General features: G+C 34.4%; 15 protein-coding genes. 4 read left to right on the forward strand and 11 right to left on the reverse strand.

Annotated elements, in window-relative coordinates; genetic code table 11:
* Window positions 1-99 precede the first annotated feature (99 nt).
* Window positions 100-2367, forward strand: coding sequence for a glycosyltransferase family 4 protein (locus tag EZJ43_RS10890; RefSeq protein ID WP_133262747.1), 2268 nt, complete (start codon window positions 100-102; stop codon window positions 2365-2367).
* 76 nt (window positions 2368-2443) lie between these two features.
* Here EZJ43_RS10890 and EZJ43_RS10895 read toward each other — a convergent pair whose 3' ends face one another.
* Window positions 2444-3928, reverse strand: coding sequence for a glycoside hydrolase family 130 protein (locus EZJ43_RS10895; RefSeq protein ID WP_133262748.1), 1485 nt, complete (start codon window positions 3926-3928; stop codon window positions 2444-2446).
* A 162-nt stretch (window positions 3929-4090) separates the two neighbouring features.
* Here EZJ43_RS10895 and EZJ43_RS10900 point away from each other — a divergent pair, with 162 nt between their 5' ends.
* Window positions 4091-5269: a GAF domain-containing sensor histidine kinase gene (locus tag EZJ43_RS10900; protein WP_133262749.1), complete on the forward strand. Its 1179-nt coding sequence runs from the start codon at window positions 4091-4093 to the stop codon at window positions 5267-5269.
* A gap of 21 nt (window positions 5270-5290) precedes the next feature.
* Here the strand turns inward: EZJ43_RS10900 and priA are convergent, their stop codons facing one another.
* Together priA and EZJ43_RS10910 are read right to left on the reverse strand one after the other, a co-directional pair.
* Window positions 5291-7771 carry a replication restart helicase PriA gene (priA, locus tag EZJ43_RS10905; RefSeq protein ID WP_133262750.1) on the reverse strand — a complete coding sequence of 827 codons (2481 nt, stop codon included), beginning with the start codon at window positions 7769-7771 and terminating at the stop codon, window positions 5291-5293.
* A complete protein-coding gene (locus EZJ43_RS10910; RefSeq protein ID WP_133262751.1) occupies window positions 7771-8157 on the reverse strand; it encodes a DUF423 domain-containing protein in 387 nt (128 codons plus the stop codon). The genes priA and EZJ43_RS10910 overlap by 1 nt, the downstream gene beginning before the upstream one ends.
* 89 nt (window positions 8158-8246) lie before the next feature.
* On the opposite strand from EZJ43_RS10910, the gene EZJ43_RS10915 reads away from it, so the two are divergent.
* Both EZJ43_RS10915 and EZJ43_RS10920 read left to right on the forward strand, forming a co-directional pair.
* Window positions 8247-9809, forward strand: coding sequence for a hypothetical protein (locus EZJ43_RS10915; RefSeq protein WP_133262752.1), 1563 nt, complete (start codon window positions 8247-8249; stop codon window positions 9807-9809).
* Window positions 9810-9836: 27 nt separating this feature from the next.
* Window positions 9837-11234 carry a DUF5723 family protein gene (locus EZJ43_RS10920; protein WP_133262753.1) on the forward strand — a complete coding sequence of 466 codons (1398 nt, stop codon included), beginning with the start codon at window positions 9837-9839 and terminating at the stop codon, window positions 11232-11234.
* 7 nt (window positions 11235-11241) lie between these two features.
* On the opposite strand, the gene tsaB is transcribed toward EZJ43_RS10920, so the two are convergent.
* From tsaB to mscL, 8 genes are all read right to left on the reverse strand, one after another.
* Window positions 11242-11931 carry a tRNA (adenosine(37)-N6)-threonylcarbamoyltransferase complex dimerization subunit type 1 TsaB gene (gene tsaB / locus EZJ43_RS10925; RefSeq protein WP_133262754.1) on the reverse strand — a complete coding sequence of 230 codons (690 nt, stop codon included), beginning with the start codon at window positions 11929-11931 and terminating at the stop codon, window positions 11242-11244.
* Between the two features lie 91 nt (window positions 11932-12022).
* Entirely contained in the window at window positions 12023-12253 is a 231-nt protein-coding gene (gene yidD / locus EZJ43_RS10930) for a membrane protein insertion efficiency factor YidD (RefSeq protein ID WP_133262755.1), read from the reverse strand.
* The gene (locus EZJ43_RS10935) at window positions 12240-12635 is read right to left on the reverse strand and encodes a ribonuclease P protein component (RefSeq protein WP_133262756.1); all 396 of its coding nucleotides are present in this window, start codon (window positions 12633-12635) and stop codon (window positions 12240-12242) included. The genes yidD and EZJ43_RS10935 overlap by 14 nt, the downstream gene beginning before the upstream one ends.
* Window positions 12636-12700: 65 nt before the next feature.
* Window positions 12701-12859 (reverse strand): 50S ribosomal protein L34, encoded by a 159-nt coding sequence (rpmH, locus tag EZJ43_RS10940; RefSeq protein WP_133262757.1) that lies wholly within the window; start codon window positions 12857-12859, stop codon window positions 12701-12703.
* A 197-nt stretch (window positions 12860-13056) separates the two neighbouring features.
* Window positions 13057-13791 carry a LytR/AlgR family response regulator transcription factor gene (locus tag EZJ43_RS10945; protein WP_133262758.1) on the reverse strand — a complete coding sequence of 245 codons (735 nt, stop codon included), beginning with the start codon at window positions 13789-13791 and terminating at the stop codon, window positions 13057-13059.
* Window positions 13769-14827, reverse strand: a complete 1059-nt coding sequence (locus tag EZJ43_RS10950; RefSeq protein ID WP_133262759.1) for a sensor histidine kinase — start codon at window positions 14825-14827, stop codon at window positions 13769-13771. The genes EZJ43_RS10945 and EZJ43_RS10950 overlap by 23 nt, the downstream gene beginning before the upstream one ends.
* Before the next feature lie 114 nt (window positions 14828-14941).
* A complete protein-coding gene (locus EZJ43_RS10955; protein WP_133262760.1) occupies window positions 14942-15703 on the reverse strand; it encodes a LiaF transmembrane domain-containing protein in 762 nt (253 codons plus the stop codon).
* A 298-nt stretch (window positions 15704-16001) separates the two neighbouring features.
* On the reverse strand, window positions 16002-16439 hold the full coding sequence (mscL, locus tag EZJ43_RS10960; RefSeq protein ID WP_133262761.1) for a large conductance mechanosensitive channel protein MscL: 438 nt from the start codon (window positions 16437-16439) through the stop codon (window positions 16002-16004).
* Window positions 16440-16498 lie beyond the last annotated feature (59 nt).

Here is a 16498-nt window from a genome sequence, read left to right on the forward strand (position 1 = left end):
TATCAATCCCCTTTGCCAAAACAGCTTTTTATAGCAATGATATTTCTATCGTAATCGGCTGTTAATAATAGTACTAACCTTTGAAAAACTTTAAGAAACATGAAAATTGCTTTTTTATCAACTTATCCGCCTCGCGAATGTGGCTTAGCTACCTTCAACCAGAACTTAGTAAATGCGTTAAGCTTAAATAGCGATTATGATCCTATAAAGAGCTTTATTGTAGCATTAAATGAAACGGATGATTTAAATGAATTTAAGTATCCGAAGGAAGTTAAATTTTTAATTAGGCAACAAAATCAACAAGATTATATCGATGCTGCCAAATTTATTAATGAAAGTGATGTTGACACCTGCATTATCGAACATGAATTTGGTATTTATGGCGGAAATAGTGGCGTATTTTTGCTTTCGTTAATTAACAATTTAAAAAAGCCATTTATTACAGTTTTGCATACGGTTTTAAAAGAGCCGAATTTTATGCAACAAACCATTATTAAAGAAATTGCGGCAAAAGCATCTAAAATTGTGGTGATGAGTAAAAAAGCTGTTCTATTTTTAAACAGTATTTACCAAATTCCTTCTACTAAAATACAATTAATAGCTCATGGAGTGCCTAATTTAGAGCCTAAAATAGATAATCCAATATCGAAAAGCGAGTTGTTTCAAAACAGAAAAGTATTGTTCACTTTTGGGTTAATTAGCAGAAATAAAGGTTTAGAAACGGTTATTAAGGCGTTGCCAAAAATTGTAGCTCAGCATCCTGATGCTTTGTACGTTATTTTAGGCAACACACACCCAGGAGTTGTTAGGCACAATGGAGAAGAATATCGCGATAGCCTTAAAAAATTAGCGGTTGATTTGGGCGTGGAAAAAAACCTCGCATTTGTAAATAAATTTGTGTCAGAAGAAGAGCTTCACAGTTACCTTACGGCATCCACTTTGTATATAACACCATATTTAAATGAAGCGCAAATTACAAGCGGAACATTATCTTATGCAGTTGGCGCAGGTGCAGCCGTAATTTCTACACCATATTGGCACGCACAAGAGTTATTGGCCGACGGTAGAGGAAAGCTATTTGACTTCAAAAATTATGATCAGTTAGCAGATATTGTAAATTCATTATTAGGCGATTCGGAAAAATATAGCGCGTTAAGAGAAAAAGCTTATCAATATGGTAAAACATTGCGTTGGCCGGCAATTGGCAACAATTATATGGACGTATTAAATGATGCCAAAAACAATCCTTTGGCTGAACGGACTTCACCGCCTATTATTGATGTGGAAAGTATGCCAAAATTAAATCTTAACCATATATTCCGTTTAACGGATGATACGGGAATCATCCAACATGCTCGTTTTGGCATTCCGAATTTGAAAGAAGGGTATTGTATAGACGATAACGCTAGAGCGTTAATAATGGCCTTAATGGCTTATGAGCATGATAAAAGCAAAAATGCGAGGGAATTAATTCCAACATACCTGAGTTACATTCAGTACATGCAAAAAGATGATGGGAATTTTAGAAATTTTTTGAGTTTTAACCGCAATTATTTAGATGAAATTGGATCTGAAGATTCTTTTGGAAGAACGATTTGGTCGTTAGGAAAGTTGATTAATAGTGTTGCTAATAATTCATATAGAGAATTTGGGAAAGAATTATTCTCTAACGCAATACCACATTTTAAAACGCTAAAATATATCAGAGGAATTGCAAACACAATTATCGGCGTATCAGAATATTTAATGGTGCATGGTGGAGATGAACTTTTAGTGAATGAACTGAACAATTTAACCGCGTCTTTAAAAAACGCATATAGGGCGAATAAAGATGGAGATTGGCATTGGTTTGAAGATATTTTAACTTACGATAATGCAATTTTACCGCTTGCTTTACTACACCATTATCAAGCTACGGGCAATTTAGAATCGTATGAGATTGCAATGGAAAGTATTAAATTTTTAGATGGTTTTTCTTTCGAACATGGTTATTTAAGTCCGATTGGCAACGACGGTTGGATGCGGAAAAACGGTGTAAACCCAATTTACGATCAACAGGCTATAGAAACCATGGCAATGGTTTTACTTTATTACAAGGCATTTGAGGTAACTAAAGATGAGCAATATCTTCAAAAAATGCACACCAGTTACAAATGGTTTTTGGGTGAAAACAGCTTACACATCCCGTTGTACGACAATGAAACGAATGGCTGTGCTGACGGTTTACAACGCAATAGCGTGAACAGAAATCAGGGTGCAGAAAGTACGTTGGCTTATTTCATATCGCACTTAACAGTATTAAAAGCAGCAGAAATGGAATATGAAACTTTGTCATCGCCATTGATGGAGACAAATAAGTTAGCTTAATCGCCGTTTGCAGAAAAAGCATGATTCCTTAATTAGAATCATGCTTTTTTATGCACCTATATATCAAAAACCAGGCTTACTGATTCTTTAAACTTTCTTTATCTTCAATTAGTTTATTTAAAAGCAATTCTAAATTAACGGTTGCGAAAGATGAACTCCAGTCCGACAATCCATAAGGAATAATCAACTCGCCGTTATTTACGATAGAGCCACAAGAATACACTACATTTGGTACATAGCCTTCGCGTTCATCATTGTTCGGAATGATTAAAGGTTCAATTAAATGTCCAATTTCTTTTGTCGGGTCTTCCAAATCGAGCAAAACCGCACCAATGCAATATCTTCTCATCGGACCTACACCGTGGGTAATTACCAACCAACCTTTTTCCGTTTCAATTGGCGAACCGCAGTTTCCAATTTGCACCAGTTCCCAGCAAAATTTAGGTTCCTGTAATAAAATCGGGTTTTCCCAAACATTAATTTTGTCCGAAAACATGAGGTAATTATTCCAACCATCAATTCTACTCATCATCACATATTTCCCATTAATTTTCCTCGGAAACAAAGCCAAATTTTTATTCTGAGCACCTTCTCCATAAAGGGGAATTACCTTGAACTCATAAAAATCTGTGGTTTGTACTAATTTTGGTATGATAAGCGCACCGTCGAATGCTGTGTAAGTTGCATAGTAAACTGTAGAACCATCATCTTTTGTGAACTTAACAAAGCGGGCATCTTCTATTCCTTTTCGCTCAAACTCCGAAATTGGAAAAATAACGCGATCAGAAATATCTGTATCTTTTGAAAAACTGATTGTATGAAAAGTATCAGACAGCCAAAGTACCTTATTAAATTCGACGATTCTTTGAGGATTATCTTTATGTAACGTTTTAGAATCCTTAATAATATTGCTCAAGCTGGTGTACTCAAACTTATCATCCAACAAAGGTTCAATTTCTTCTAACACCGAAGCATCTATTTGCGCATAAGCGGCCTTTTTTAGAAAAAGCTTTTTGACGTAAATGGCGTTTTTAACCACTTCTGCTTCATCTACATAATTTCCAACCGGCAAAACGTGTATGTTATTATTGGCATCAAATAATGCTCTCCTAAATACAATAGAAGAAATATGACCTTCGCCAACTGCTCTAAAACTTATAATAACCCTCTTTTCGCCCTCTACTAAATCGGTTTGATCGGGATCATCAACAATAGAAGGATTAAAAAACGCAGCCGATTCTATCGAATATTCGTGTGTAAAGTACGCACCTATTAACAGTTGTTTGTATTCTTTTAAATCGTTGTAATCTACATTTAAGGTTACAAATTGCTTTTTTAGCTTTTTACAATGACGCGTTAATATTTTAGTAATGTTTCGGTGCCGTTTAGAGTATTCTTGTAAAATTGGAGAAATTAATGAGAACACTTTTTCGTCTGAAAACTCTAAAACTTTTCTAATAACTTCGAGCGCTCTATCTTCTCCATTAAAAAAAAAACGTGCAATTACTCTTTTCGAATCTGGATATACTTTTACTGACTTTCTTTCAATTGCTAATCTCATTGGAAATTAATCAAGGTTATAAATATGTACTTTAATAAAACTCATTTCGCAAACTAATGTTTACATTGTTTTAATAAAAGTAAAATTTTTTATAGATCAATACTTTAACTAAGCAATTTAATTTAAAAAATTTTACACTTAAATTTAAAACGATTCAATCAAATGATAGATTCAAGCCAAAAGTCGAATAACGAAGAAAATTTTTTAGATAAATTAGCTAGTTTTGAAATTTTAGATTCGGAACCAGAAATAGAATTTGATTTAATTACAGCAATTGTTTCCCAAATTTTTAATGCTCCAATTGCTTTAATTTCGTTTTTTGATGGTGATCGGGTATTCGTTAAATCGGCTGTGGGTTATACGCCCAAAGCGGAAATTACATTTCAAGGTAGCTTATTTTCGCTTTCAACAGCGCCATTAAAGATTGAAGATACTTTAGAGGATGAATTAACCAAGCACAAAAAATTTTATATAAATGATGAACAAATAGATTGTTATATATCTGCTCCGTTAATTACCGAAGATGGTTTTACAATCGGGAACATTTGCGCAATAAACACAAAACCTAAAAATGTCTCTGATTCCCAATTAAGCATTTTAGCCAAACTAGCAAAACTTGTTATGGAGAAACTCAATAACAGGGTTTTTCTTAGAAATTGGATAAAAATAAGCGATGAACGTGTGCACATGCTTATTCACGATCTGAAAAACCCAATGACAACCTTATGCCTGCACTCGGAATTGATAGGAAAGTTTGCATCCAATCAAGAAAAGGTAATTAGCATGTCGGCAAAAATGAATAAACAATCAAAGGCTGTTGTAAGTAGCATGAACGAGATTTTATCATCTTCGAGAACAGAGAATGGGATTGTTAAAATGCAGAAAATTAAACTTGATTTACGAGATGTATTGGAAAACGTAAAACGCAACCTTGAAAGTAAACTTAAACAACAATCGCAAAGCTTAATTTTAAGCTCACAAAATGAAATTTATGTTTATGGGGACGAATATAGGCTCAGTTTAGCTTTCGAACATTTAATTGAGAACGCAATAAAGTTTTCGAAAAAAGGTGGTAAAATTCGGCTTATTACTAATGAAGACGAAGATTATGTAACTGTATCCATTATAGATGAAGGTGTGGGCATTATTAAAGAGGAGCTTGACTCATTATTTACCAAGTTTGCGCGTTTATCTGCTATTGGTTCAGGTTATCAAAAATCAAACGGATTGGGCTTATCCATTGCAAAAATGCTAATAGACTTACACAAAGGGAAAATATGGGCAGAAAGTAGTGGTAGAAATTTGGGTTCTACTTTTTATGTGGCTTTGCCAAAAAGGTAATGGCTAATACTGATTATTATATTAGTAAGGATCTACGTCTATTTGAATGTAAACACTTTTAAACTCTTTGGTTGCATTAAATTCAAGCAGGGTTTCTTTAAGTGCAATTTTAACCTTTGGTATTGCAGTATTTTTATCGGCCTTAATAATAATTTGTTTAATGTAAAGGTTTCTCACCCTGCTTACCAATGGTTGCTCCGGACCTAAAACGCGGGCTCCAAATTTTGCTTTTAAGGTTTTTGCTAAACTCAACGCAGCACGATCTAAAACATTGGCATCTTTGTGTTTAATGTACAAGAATATCATTCGAGAAAAAGGCGGATAGGAGAATTTTTCGCGCTCCAAAATCTCATCATTGTACATCCCGATATAATCGTTTTCCACTACCTGCTTTATAATGCGGTTGTTGGCATCGTAAGTTTGTATGCACACGTTGCCTTGGTCGGCTCTTCTACCCGCCCTGCCTGCAACTTGCGCCAATAGTTGAAAACTCCGTTCGTAAGCTCTAAAATCGGGGAAGCTCAATAATGTATCGGCATTTATAACGCCAATTAAACTTAAGTTATCAAAATCTAAACCTTTGGCAACCATTTGTGTGCCAATTAATATATCCGTTTTCTTATCTTGAAAATCTGTTAAAATTTGCTGTAAACCATTTTTAGTCCGCGTGCTGTCCATATCTAGCCTGGCTATGGTAACATCCGGATAAAGTAATTTCAACTCTTCCTCAATCCTTTCTGTGCCAAAACCTTTTTGCTCTACATGTACCGAGCCACAAGCCGGACAAACACTTACACTACTTTGTTGATAACCACAATAATGACAATGCAATTTGCCGCTACTTTTATGATAGGTTAAACTTACATCACAATTGATACATTTTGGCGTGTAGCCACAGGTAGCGCAAATTAAAATGGTGGCGTAGCCTCTCCTATTTTGAAAAAGTACAATCTGTTCTTTCTTTGCTAATGCGAGGTCTATATCCTTCATCAGCACGCTCGAAAAATATGACACCATGGTCTTTTTCTTCGTTTCTTCGGCTATACTAACTACCTGTTGATTGGGCAACTGTACACCACCAAAACGAGATTTCATTTCGACTAAACCGTATTTGCCCGACAAAGCATTGTAATAACTCTCTAGCGATGGCGTTGCAGAGCCTAAAACCACTTTAGCTTGATGTAAAAAACCTAAGTAAATTGCAGCGTCTCGCGCTTGATAACGTGGCGCTGGGTCGTATTGCTTATAAGATGGTTCGTGCTCCTCATCAACAACAATTAACTTCAAATTTTGAAAAGGAAGAAACACTGCCGATCTTGCGCCCAAAATCACCTTAAAAGTTCCGTTAAGCACTTTATTCCAAATTTCTACACGTTCGCTGTTGTTAAACTTTGAATGGTAAACACCAATCGTATTCCCAAAATACTTCTTAATACGTTCTACAATTTGCGTAGTAAGTGCAATCTCTGGCAATAGAAACAAAACTTGCCCATCCGTTTTAGCAATTATAGCCTCAATTAATTTAATGTAAACCTGTGTTTTTCCTGATGCCGTTACACCGTGCAACAACACCACTTCCTTTTGGTTAAAAAGTAAATTTATATTATCAAAAGCAGACTGCTGTTCGGCATTTAGCTGAAAGTTTATGCTAAAATCATCCTCATTTGCTACCAACCTACTAATGGGTTTTTTAACCAATGCAAATATTTCCTTATCTGTTAATGCTTTTAACGCACCTACGCCACAGTTGCTTTCTTCTAAAAGTTGCTCTTTCGAAATTGGTAATCCGAGTTTATTTAATTTCAGATAAGCTAACAACGCATCCAATTGCTTTGGTGCTCTTTCTAAAACGCTAAAAAGTTGCTTTAAATTTTCTTCCTCCTTGTAAAAATCATTTAATAAAATATAAGATTTAAGTAAGGGTTTATATTTTTGAATTACCTCTTCAGCAACTAAAATAATTTCTTTTTCTAATAAGCGATTTATAATGGGATAAATTGTTTTTTGTCCCAACAATTTAGCTACATCATTTACGGTAATTTTTTGTTGTTTTTTTAATGCTGAGATAATAATTTGCTCTTTTTCTGAGCACTCAATACTTTCGTCAAAATCAGCTCTCAACATCAAAATGGTTTCGCTGGCCAATTTTAAACTTGCAGGCAAAGCAGCGTACATTACATCGCCTTCGTTACACATGTAATATTGCATCATCCAGCTCCAAAATTTAAGTTGGGTTTGCGTAATTACTGGCGAAGCATCTACAACATCAATAATATATTTGGCCTCATAATGCTGTGGCGGCGTTTGGGTAATAGATCGAATTAACGCTGTGTAGATTTTATGTTTTCCAAACTGCACAACTACCCTTTTACCAATTTCAATTTGATCGTTTAAATCAAACGGAACGCGGTACGTATAGTTTTTCGCTAAAGATAGTGGCAAAACCACTTCAACAAAAAGTGTTTCTCTTTCTGTAAAAATATCCAAATCGAAATGCTCCATTATTTATCTTTAAAGGCGGCGAAGAAAAGCATAATCCAGCCCAAAACAAAAAGCAAGCCACCAATAGGTGTAATTGGACCAATAAATTCTGTAAAATTTAAATTCAAAATACTACGCGTAGCCAATAAATATAACGAGCCCGAAAATAAAATGATTCCAAAAGTGAAACAGAAATAGGCAATATTAATGAGTTTATTTCGGTAACGTGCAAAAGTAGAGAGATAAAGTAGGGCAAATGTGTGGTAAAATTGATACTCTACACCTTTCTGCCAAATTGCCAATGAAGGGGCGTCTATCGAATTTTTTAGCCCGTGAGCGCCGAAAGCACCTAATAAAACAGCTATAGCGCCAAAAAAGGAAGCCGTTAAAATAATACGTTTATTCATAGTTAATGCTTAAAGCATGGCTAAATTAATAAAATGACAAAGAACTTCTTACAAATGGATGTAATAATTTAAATTTGTTGCACAAACAGATGAGAAAAATAATTATTTTATTGGTTGTACTGGTTTTCGGCATCGCCGGATTGACGTACTTTTACTTTTCGAGGCTGAACAGCGAAAATGATAAAAATGACACTGCTTTATTGGTAGCTACCAATCAGGCTTCGATAATTTTCACTTTCCAGAATGATAAAAGCTTTTACCAAATTACTGAAAGTCAGACTTTACTACAACAACTTTTGGGTATAGATAAAATGGCACTATTAATGAATTTCAAAAAAGCCATTGTAGATAATGATTTATATAATTCGTTTATAAATGATCAGCCAGTTTATTTAAGTGTACTACCTGATGAAAAAAAGGATATAAACTTTCTTTTTACCGCTCAAATTGAAACGCATAAAAAAATCGAAAATTTTAAAAGCAAGTTAAAGAATCCATTAACACAGGCTAATGAAATTTACGATCTTAAATTAAGTGATAGTGTTGAGGTTTATATTGGTTTTAAAAACAATGTTGTTACCGCATCTTCTTCTTTACAACTCGTAAAAAATGCGCTAAAGGATCCGAAAAGGAATGATTTTGCAGATTACATTAAGGCCAATAATCAGTATAAGAAAACTGTTTTAGCAACAACTTATCTCAATTTTAATGAGGCGCCCGCTTTGCTAAAAATTATTTTGGCGGGTAATATTAATGGCGAACTAAATTTTTTAAACAAACAGAATAGCTACGCTGTTTTAAACTATAATTTCAGTAAAGAGAAAATTCTATTTAATGGCAATACTGATATAAAATCGGCTGATAATTACTTAAAATTATTTGAAAACATTTCGCCACAAGTTATTTCCATTACCAATATTTTACCAAAAAATTCGGCAAATTACGTGCTTTATGCCTTTGCCGATTACAGCAATTGGCACAAAAAACTAAAGAACTGGTTTGTCGAAAAAAATGAGAACGAAAAAATCGAAAAAAATATTTCGAATATTCAAAACCAATACCGTGTAAATTTAAACACCATTTTTCCGCAATATGCGAAAAACCAATTTATACTTTTTCAACTCAGTACTGGAGAAAAACTAGGTGCAATTTCTTTATCAAATGGCGATAAGGTTAAACAATTGCTTTTAGACATTAGCAATAATTACAACGATGATATTAAAGCGTTTAAAACCGATGGTATTTTATATAGCTATTTTGGCGAACCTTTTAAGAAATTTAACAAACCTTTTTACACCATAGTGGATAATAATTTGGTTGTGGCAAACAATCCAAGTACTTTACAGTCCTTTTTAAACGATTACAAAAATAGCCGATTCCTTATACAATCTGCTGAATATTTGGATGCACTTAACCAAATTTCGACCACAGCCAACGTTAGTTTTTACATTAACTTAAAAAATAGTGATGGAATTTTTAGAAATGCTGTACAAAACTCATTTTATAGAAATTTAAGCAAAGAAGCTTCATTAAAATCTTTTGATACTTTTTATTATCAAATGGCTGCCGATAAAAATAGATTTATGACGAACATGCTTTTAAACAAATATGTAAAACCACAAATACCAGATACCTTAACCAATCGTTTATAGCTATAATTAACCCAATTCTCGGATTCGATGAAAAAACTTTTACTTATTGCGACATTTATTTCTGTTTACACCACAACCCTTGCACAACAATATGCATTGTTCGGTACCCAATCTATGTTCGATGCTTTCGAAAATCCTTCGCAAAAGTCGTTTACTTTAGATTCTTCCCGAAAATTCTCTTCAAATTTTTTGCTTCCTTATTTTAACATCAATGCGGCCAATAGCGGAAGTAGCGACAATGTTGTTCGAAGATTTATTCAAGAAGGCACATTTGATACAAGAAATTTACCACTTGGGCATGGGGATATAAACCGCGCTTTTGTAAATTCAAATATTTATGTAGCAACCTTTCGGATTTTTCAATCGTATAAGTACCAAAAAGAATTGGGCTTTTCGTGGCAGATTAGAACCGACGGACAAGCAAATTATACCAATGAAAACTTAGCGATTTTTGATTCGTACACTAGGTTTCCACAAGGCGTTGAGTTAAATGGTATTTTTAATGCTAGCGGATACCAAGAAAGCTACCACCAATTCAGTTTTACTTATCGCGAAAATTGGGATAAAAGATTAGCTTTTGGACTTAAATTGAGCATATTAACCGGAATATCTTACATTGATGGAAATATCAACAATTCTCGCTTATTCATTAATGGAGATGACAATTACCTTAGAATTGGTTTAAATGGTGATTACCGAAGCACAATAACCGACACGGAAAAATTTAACAAAAACACTGTAATTCCGAATTTTAAAAATCCCGGTCTGTCGTTTGGTTTCGGCACCAATTACAAAACTAAAAAAGGCTTATTTTTAATGGCAAACATTAAAGATTTGGGGTTTATCTGGTGGCGTAATAATCCACAACAGAACACACTTAATGCCAATAAAGTTATAGAAAATATCGACTACAATCAGGATAATACCAATCAAGAAATTAAAGATATTTTTGTTTTAAATAACACATCCAAGAAATTTTTAACGCCAACCAATGCAAAAATCGATGTGTATCTCTCAAAGCAATTTGGCTTTTACAAACCTGGATTAGCAATTTCGAAAAACTTATTTTACAAAGGTGGCGATGTAGCTTTTGTAAACACATTTAATTACGACAACCTTTCGGCAAGTGTAACACCCACTTATAATTTCAATAAAATTTTTATGTTAGGTTTGCAGGGCAAATATCAAACCCCAAACTTTGAATTTTTTATGGGTACCGAAAATTTGATCGGAACAGGTTACTTCGCAAACGGTTTGCTAAACGATAGACTTTCGGGGACAGGCCATAACGGAGCGTCTTTCTATATGGGTATTGGAATAAAATTTGGTAATGTGGTTAATCACCCACAATTTAGCGATATGATCCCGGGAATAAATGATAAGGATAACGGAAGTTTATTCAGATGGTTTAAATCTTTATTTTAGCGCACAATTAAACAAGTTTAGCTTTAGGTTGCGTAACTACAAAATCCTTTAAATAAAACGGCTCAAAGTAGGCTACGTCTTCAAATTTATTATTATGAAAAGCGCTTTCGGCTAATTTGCTCATGTTCGTTGCCGAGTTGAAATTATCTAGGTTGAATTTTGAATTTGAGTGATTCAATGTAATGGCACATTTTTCTGCTCCATCGCCAATAAAGGTTAGCTCGCTTGCGGTTAGGAAATTTGAATAACTCTCTGCATCGATAATTTTTGCACTTGTTGGCTCCAAAACATTCAACTTTGCATCAAAAACCGAAGTGTAAACTTCCATCCTTCGTGCATCAATCATCGGCGTAACCAAGCCTTTATAATCTGTATGCTGTTCCAAAAAGCCCGCAGCCATCATCAATAAGGTTTCTATCGCAATTAACGGAATATCTAAAGCGAAACAAATACCCTTAGCCGATGACACACCAATTCTTAATCCTGTGTAAGAACCTGGCCCCTTACTTACGCAAACCGCATCCAGATCTTTATATTCCAAAAGTGAATTTTTAATCACCTCATCAATAAATAACGTTAAATTACTGGCATGCAGGCTTTGTCCGCTTTCTTCTTTAAGTGCCACAACATTTCCATCAACTGATAAAGCAACAGAACACACCTTGGTAGCGGTTTCGATTAAAAGTATTTTAGCCATTTTTTTTAGTGTTGAGTGATGAGATGTGAGAATTGAGAAATTAGATGTGAGAAGTTAGATGTGAGAAGTTAGATTTGAGATAGCAATTATACTATGGAACTGGGTCGTGCCCATGTTTACCCCAAGGATGGCAACGCCCTATTCTTTTTAAAGTTAACCAACCACCCTTAAACGGCCCATGCTTTTTTATAGCTTCTACGCCATATTGCGAGCAGGTTGGCGTAAACCTACAATTGCCACCGAGCATTGGCGAAATTGCGAATTGGTAAATCTTAATAAGTAAAAGAAAAAACCATCCAAATAATTTATTAATTAATTTCATTTGGCGCAATTAAACTAAAAAAACGTTTAAATGTTGCCAACATTTTCTTGGCTAAAAAATCATATTCATATTTCTCTTTGCCCACAAAATGTAAAGAAAAAAGAAGTAATCCTTTATCTGTCGGTATTTTTGAATAAAAATAGTCTTGTTTACTTAAGCGGTAGGCTTCTCTAATTCTGCGTTTTAGCAAATTGCGATCTACGGCTCTTTTATACCTTTTTTTTGGAACATTGATTACAACTTGAACTGGAAAATCAGCTGTAGCATCAACAAAAAGATACGAAATACGAAATGGATATAATAAAAAAGAAGAACCGCTTTTAAACAACAGGTCTAAATGTTTCCTGCTGCATAACCGTTCTTCTTTCTTAAATGAGTACATATATTTTTGATTGTAAAATGCAGATTTGACCTGCCAATTCCGAATTAACGGAAAGCAATCAAAAATTAAGCTTTATGCTTGCGCTCGTCTGAAACTGTTAATCTACTTCTTCCTTTAGCACGACGTGATGCTAATACTCGTCTGCCGTTAGCTGTTGCCATTCTTTCGCGGAAGCCGTGTTTGTTTCTTCTCTTTCTTTGCGAAGGTTGGTATGTTCTTTTCATGACTGTATATTATCTTATTATAATTTCAAAATTAAGAGGTGCAAATATATAGCGATTTCTCTACAAATGCAAGCGCAAACCATTTTATTTTTTTAAAGTTTCTAAATCGCAACCCTTGTTGGCAAATGTAGCATTTCTTTCGGAATTAGACTTTGTAAATTGTGCCCTAATTTAGCGTTGTGCAATTTAACAACCTTTTACAGCCCTAGTAAAACTTTAAGTTTTGCGTAGCCTGTTTTACTTACGGGCAACCAAATATCTGATTTTAATAACACTACATAACTATCTTTTTCTTTTAATTCTATTTTAGTTATTTGCGCAACATTGATGATATACGAACGGTGGATGCGGATAAATTGACTACTATCCAAAGTTTGCTCGAAAAACGCCATGGTTTTATTTTTATAATAATTCCCCGAAACTGTATTTAGTTTCACGTAATCATCATCGGCTTCAAAGTAATGGATATCGGCAATTGGGATAATTTTAATTACCCCATCTTTTTTAACCACTACCCTAGTTTTTTGCATTGGATTTAGCGCAGCGGCATCCAAAACTGCTTCAGTTCGATCAAGCTGAGCAAGCCTTAGCGGTAATTTTTTAATAGCCAAATCAAACCGCTGTTTATCTATCGGCTTAAGTAAATAATCTACTGCGTTAACTTCGAAAGCTTTAATGGCGAATTCATCATAAGCCGTAGCAAAAATTACAGCGGGTTTTTCATCCACCAATTCTAACATTTCGAAACCGTTTATTTTGGGCATCTGAATATCCAAAAAAATTAAATCAGGCTTAAGCAAACTTATCGCTTTCAACCCCTCATATCCATCGGCACACTCACCCACAATTTGAATTTCAGGGTAATCGGCAATATAATGTTTAACAATATCTCGAGCCAGTGGCTCATCATCAATCAATACTGCTCTGATCATTTTTTTGAGGGATTTTTAAGATTGTAATATATAAATTATTATCGACCGCTTGGGTTTGCAGCAAATTTTGATCTGCAAAAAGTAAATATAAGCGTCTTTTTATAGAAGTTAACCCAAAACCTGTACCGCCAGTTGCTTTCATCTCCGCATCGAAAGGGTTTTGCACTGTAATTTGCAAAAAATTAGGAATGGAAACTACATCAATCTTGATCGTTACTTTGGCTGATGTATTGTACAAGCCAAATTTAATTGCATTTTCTACAATAGGCTGCAGTAATGTTCCTGGTAACGAAAGATTTAGGGTGTCTTCATCAATATTAATATCAAGATTTAATCGATGGCTAAACCTTACTTTTTCAATATCTAAATATAGTTGAATATATTCCATTTCTTCGGCAACATTTACCCAAATATCATCATCTCGTTTAAGCGTACCTCGCAAAAAAGAAGCAAGTTTGGTAATCATTACACCAGCCTCACTTGGGTTAATCATCGTTAAAGCGAAAACCGAATTTAAACTGTTAAACAAAAAGTGTGGTTGCAATTGATGCCTTAATTTATTCAATTCTGCTTCTTTGGCTAATTTTTGAGCTGTAAATAAACGTTCTCTCATTTCAGATTCTTCACCTAAACGATACCAAAGAATATTAGCCATTGCGCACCAAGCGAGGAATACGAAACATAGCACACCTCTAAAAGCCAATGAAAAATCGTAAAAACTGCGGTAATTATCGGCACTAGAAAAGAAATACAACAATAAATATTTCGCCAAAAAAATGATAATCAATGTAAGCGCTAAAGTTATACTCAGCACATACATTACTCTTTCTTTTTTGGGCTGATAATACCCCATCATGTTGCTAAGGCCAATACAAGCCAACAGCAAAAATATGTTATTAACCATGCCATCGACTACGGAAACAAGCCAATTGAAATGCACAACATAATGAAGTGTGAGCAAACTTATTGCGGTAAAAACCAAAGCAGTTGCCAAGGTTGCTTTTTGTATTTTCGGGATAGATAGAGGTCTTACCATAAAAGATTTATATTGGATTAATTTGACGGAGCGGCTTTTTCTAACACTACCTTAATTTTATAAAGGTTGTATTTGAATTGATGGCCAAAAAAAGTTGATATTTAAAGGATGAGTTTAAAAACTTTTCACTTCTATGCCACCAAAAAATGCAGATCCAGCCAAAACCAAAGTTTTTAAAGGAACATCACTATTTGGCATGTTGTGCCCTCTTTTATCTTCTACACTACCAAAAACTGCAGTTACATTAGATTTTATTGCCCATCCTGGAGGTACAATTAATTTAATGCCGCCAAAAATTGCAGTTACATCCAAACAAACAGTGTCTGCAAAATCCGATTGGGTAAAGTTGATATCGGCTCCGCCAAATACCGCTATGATACTGCCTCCGTTAAATTGTTTGCTATAAACCGTTTGTTGAGATCCTCCAAAAACCGCAACAACATCAATCACCGCATTATCATTAATACCTGCATCAGCGTTTCCGTTCGTATTGTAATTCGCTCCAGCAGAACCAAATTTTTGGTTAATTCGATCTTTAAATCTATTTCTTGTGCCGTCTTTAGATTTAAAAATCACGAATGCGCCCAACGCCACCAAACCTAAACCCACGCCATATTTCGAAGCATCAAAATCAAATCCAGGTATTGCATCAATTGTAAATAAAGCACCAATAATAATTAATGCCAACCACGCACCACCTCTAAAATTTCTTTTAACACCGATATAAAAACCCAAACATAGTAGAAATGTGTACCAACCGAAAACCCAGTTCGGAACATTTATACCTATTGCTGGTAATAAAAACACCAGACCTACAATTAAAATGATTAGTCCTCTAAGTACTTGGCGCTTATTGTTATTTTGAATATTTTCCATTGTCTTTCTTTTTATTATACACCAAAAGTATCCATAGCGCAAGAAATAGCATATAGTGTAACGCCTAAAATGAGGTATTTATCGGTAAAACCCCAATTTTGATCGGTGAATGAAATTTAGAGGCATCAGCTTTTGCCAGATATAGGTGTTATTTTAGATGGGGATATTTGAGGCGCAAAAATATCTTAGCCTTATGAGGCATATTACCCAAGATAATTCAGAAACAGGGGTAACTTTAGCATGCAAAAGTAAAAAAAATGCCGATTGAAAGGATTAATCGGCATTTTAGTTAGAAATATTAAGATTTAACTTTAAGCAAATCTCTGATTTCAGTTAACAAAACTTCTTCTGATGTTGGTACAGGTGGCGCAGCTGCAGCAACAGCTTCTTCTTTACGCTTCATAGAATTAATTGCTTTAACCATCATAAAAATAACCAAAGCAAGTAAGATGAAGTTAATGGCTACAGTAATAAAATTACCATAAGCAAAAATTGCAGCACCATCCACTTTTCGTGCATCAACTAATGCAGCACCTTGTGGCACAGCACCTCTTAAAACCACATACATGTTGCTAAAATCTGGTTTTCCAATTATTGCAGCAACAAGAGGCATAACTAAATCGTTTACCACGCTATCTATAATTTTACCAAATGCACCACCGATGATTACACCGATAGCCAAATCCATTACATTGCCTTTAATGGCAAACTCTTTAAATTCCTTTACAAAACCCATAGTTAATTAAAATTTAGTTTATTTATCATAAATGTAGTAAAGATTCAACTATATTCAAA

Origin of the sequence: Pedobacter changchengzhani, assembly GCF_004354365.1 — a bacterium.
GTDB classification, from domain to species: Bacteria; Bacteroidota; Bacteroidia; order Sphingobacteriales; family Sphingobacteriaceae; genus Pedobacter; species Pedobacter changchengzhani.

Excerpts from the sequence above, each read along its gene's own strand:
- EZJ43_RS10920 (WP_133262753.1), top strand. The coding sequence starts at position 9,837 with ATGAAAAAACTTTTACTTATTGCGACATTTATTTCTGTTTACACCACA.
- priA (WP_133262750.1), bottom strand. The coding sequence starts at position 7,771 with ATGGAGCATTTCGATTTGGATATTTTTACAGAAAGAGAAACACTTTTT.
- EZJ43_RS10895 (WP_133262748.1), bottom strand. The coding sequence starts at position 3,928 with ATGAGATTAGCAATTGAAAGAAAGTCAGTAAAAGTATATCCAGATTCG.
- yidD (WP_133262755.1), bottom strand. The coding sequence starts at position 12,253 with ATGAAATTAATTAATAAATTATTTGGATGGTTTTTTCTTTTACTTATT.
- EZJ43_RS10890 (WP_133262747.1), top strand. The coding sequence starts at position 100 with ATGAAAATTGCTTTTTTATCAACTTATCCGCCTCGCGAATGTGGCTTA.
- EZJ43_RS10950 (WP_133262759.1), bottom strand. The coding sequence starts at position 14,827 with ATGGTAAGACCTCTATCTATCCCGAAAATACAAAAAGCAACCTTGGCA.
- EZJ43_RS10935 (WP_133262756.1), bottom strand. The coding sequence starts at position 12,635 with ATGTACTCATTTAAGAAAGAAGAACGGTTATGCAGCAGGAAACATTTA.
- EZJ43_RS10900 (WP_133262749.1), top strand. The coding sequence starts at position 4,091 with ATGATAGATTCAAGCCAAAAGTCGAATAACGAAGAAAATTTTTTAGAT.
- EZJ43_RS10945 (WP_133262758.1), bottom strand. The coding sequence starts at position 13,791 with ATGATCAGAGCAGTATTGATTGATGATGAGCCACTGGCTCGAGATATT.
- tsaB (WP_133262754.1), bottom strand. The coding sequence starts at position 11,931 with ATGGCTAAAATACTTTTAATCGAAACCGCTACCAAGGTGTGTTCTGTT.
- EZJ43_RS10910 (WP_133262751.1), bottom strand. The coding sequence starts at position 8,157 with ATGAATAAACGTATTATTTTAACGGCTTCCTTTTTTGGCGCTATAGCT.
- rpmH (WP_133262757.1), bottom strand. The coding sequence starts at position 12,859 with ATGAAAAGAACATACCAACCTTCGCAAAGAAAGAGAAGAAACAAACAC.
- EZJ43_RS10915 (WP_133262752.1), top strand. The coding sequence starts at position 8,247 with ATGAGAAAAATAATTATTTTATTGGTTGTACTGGTTTTCGGCATCGCC.
- EZJ43_RS10955 (WP_133262760.1), bottom strand. The coding sequence starts at position 15,703 with ATGGAAAATATTCAAAATAACAATAAGCGCCAAGTACTTAGAGGACTA.
- mscL (WP_133262761.1), bottom strand. The coding sequence starts at position 16,439 with ATGGGTTTTGTAAAGGAATTTAAAGAGTTTGCCATTAAAGGCAATGTA.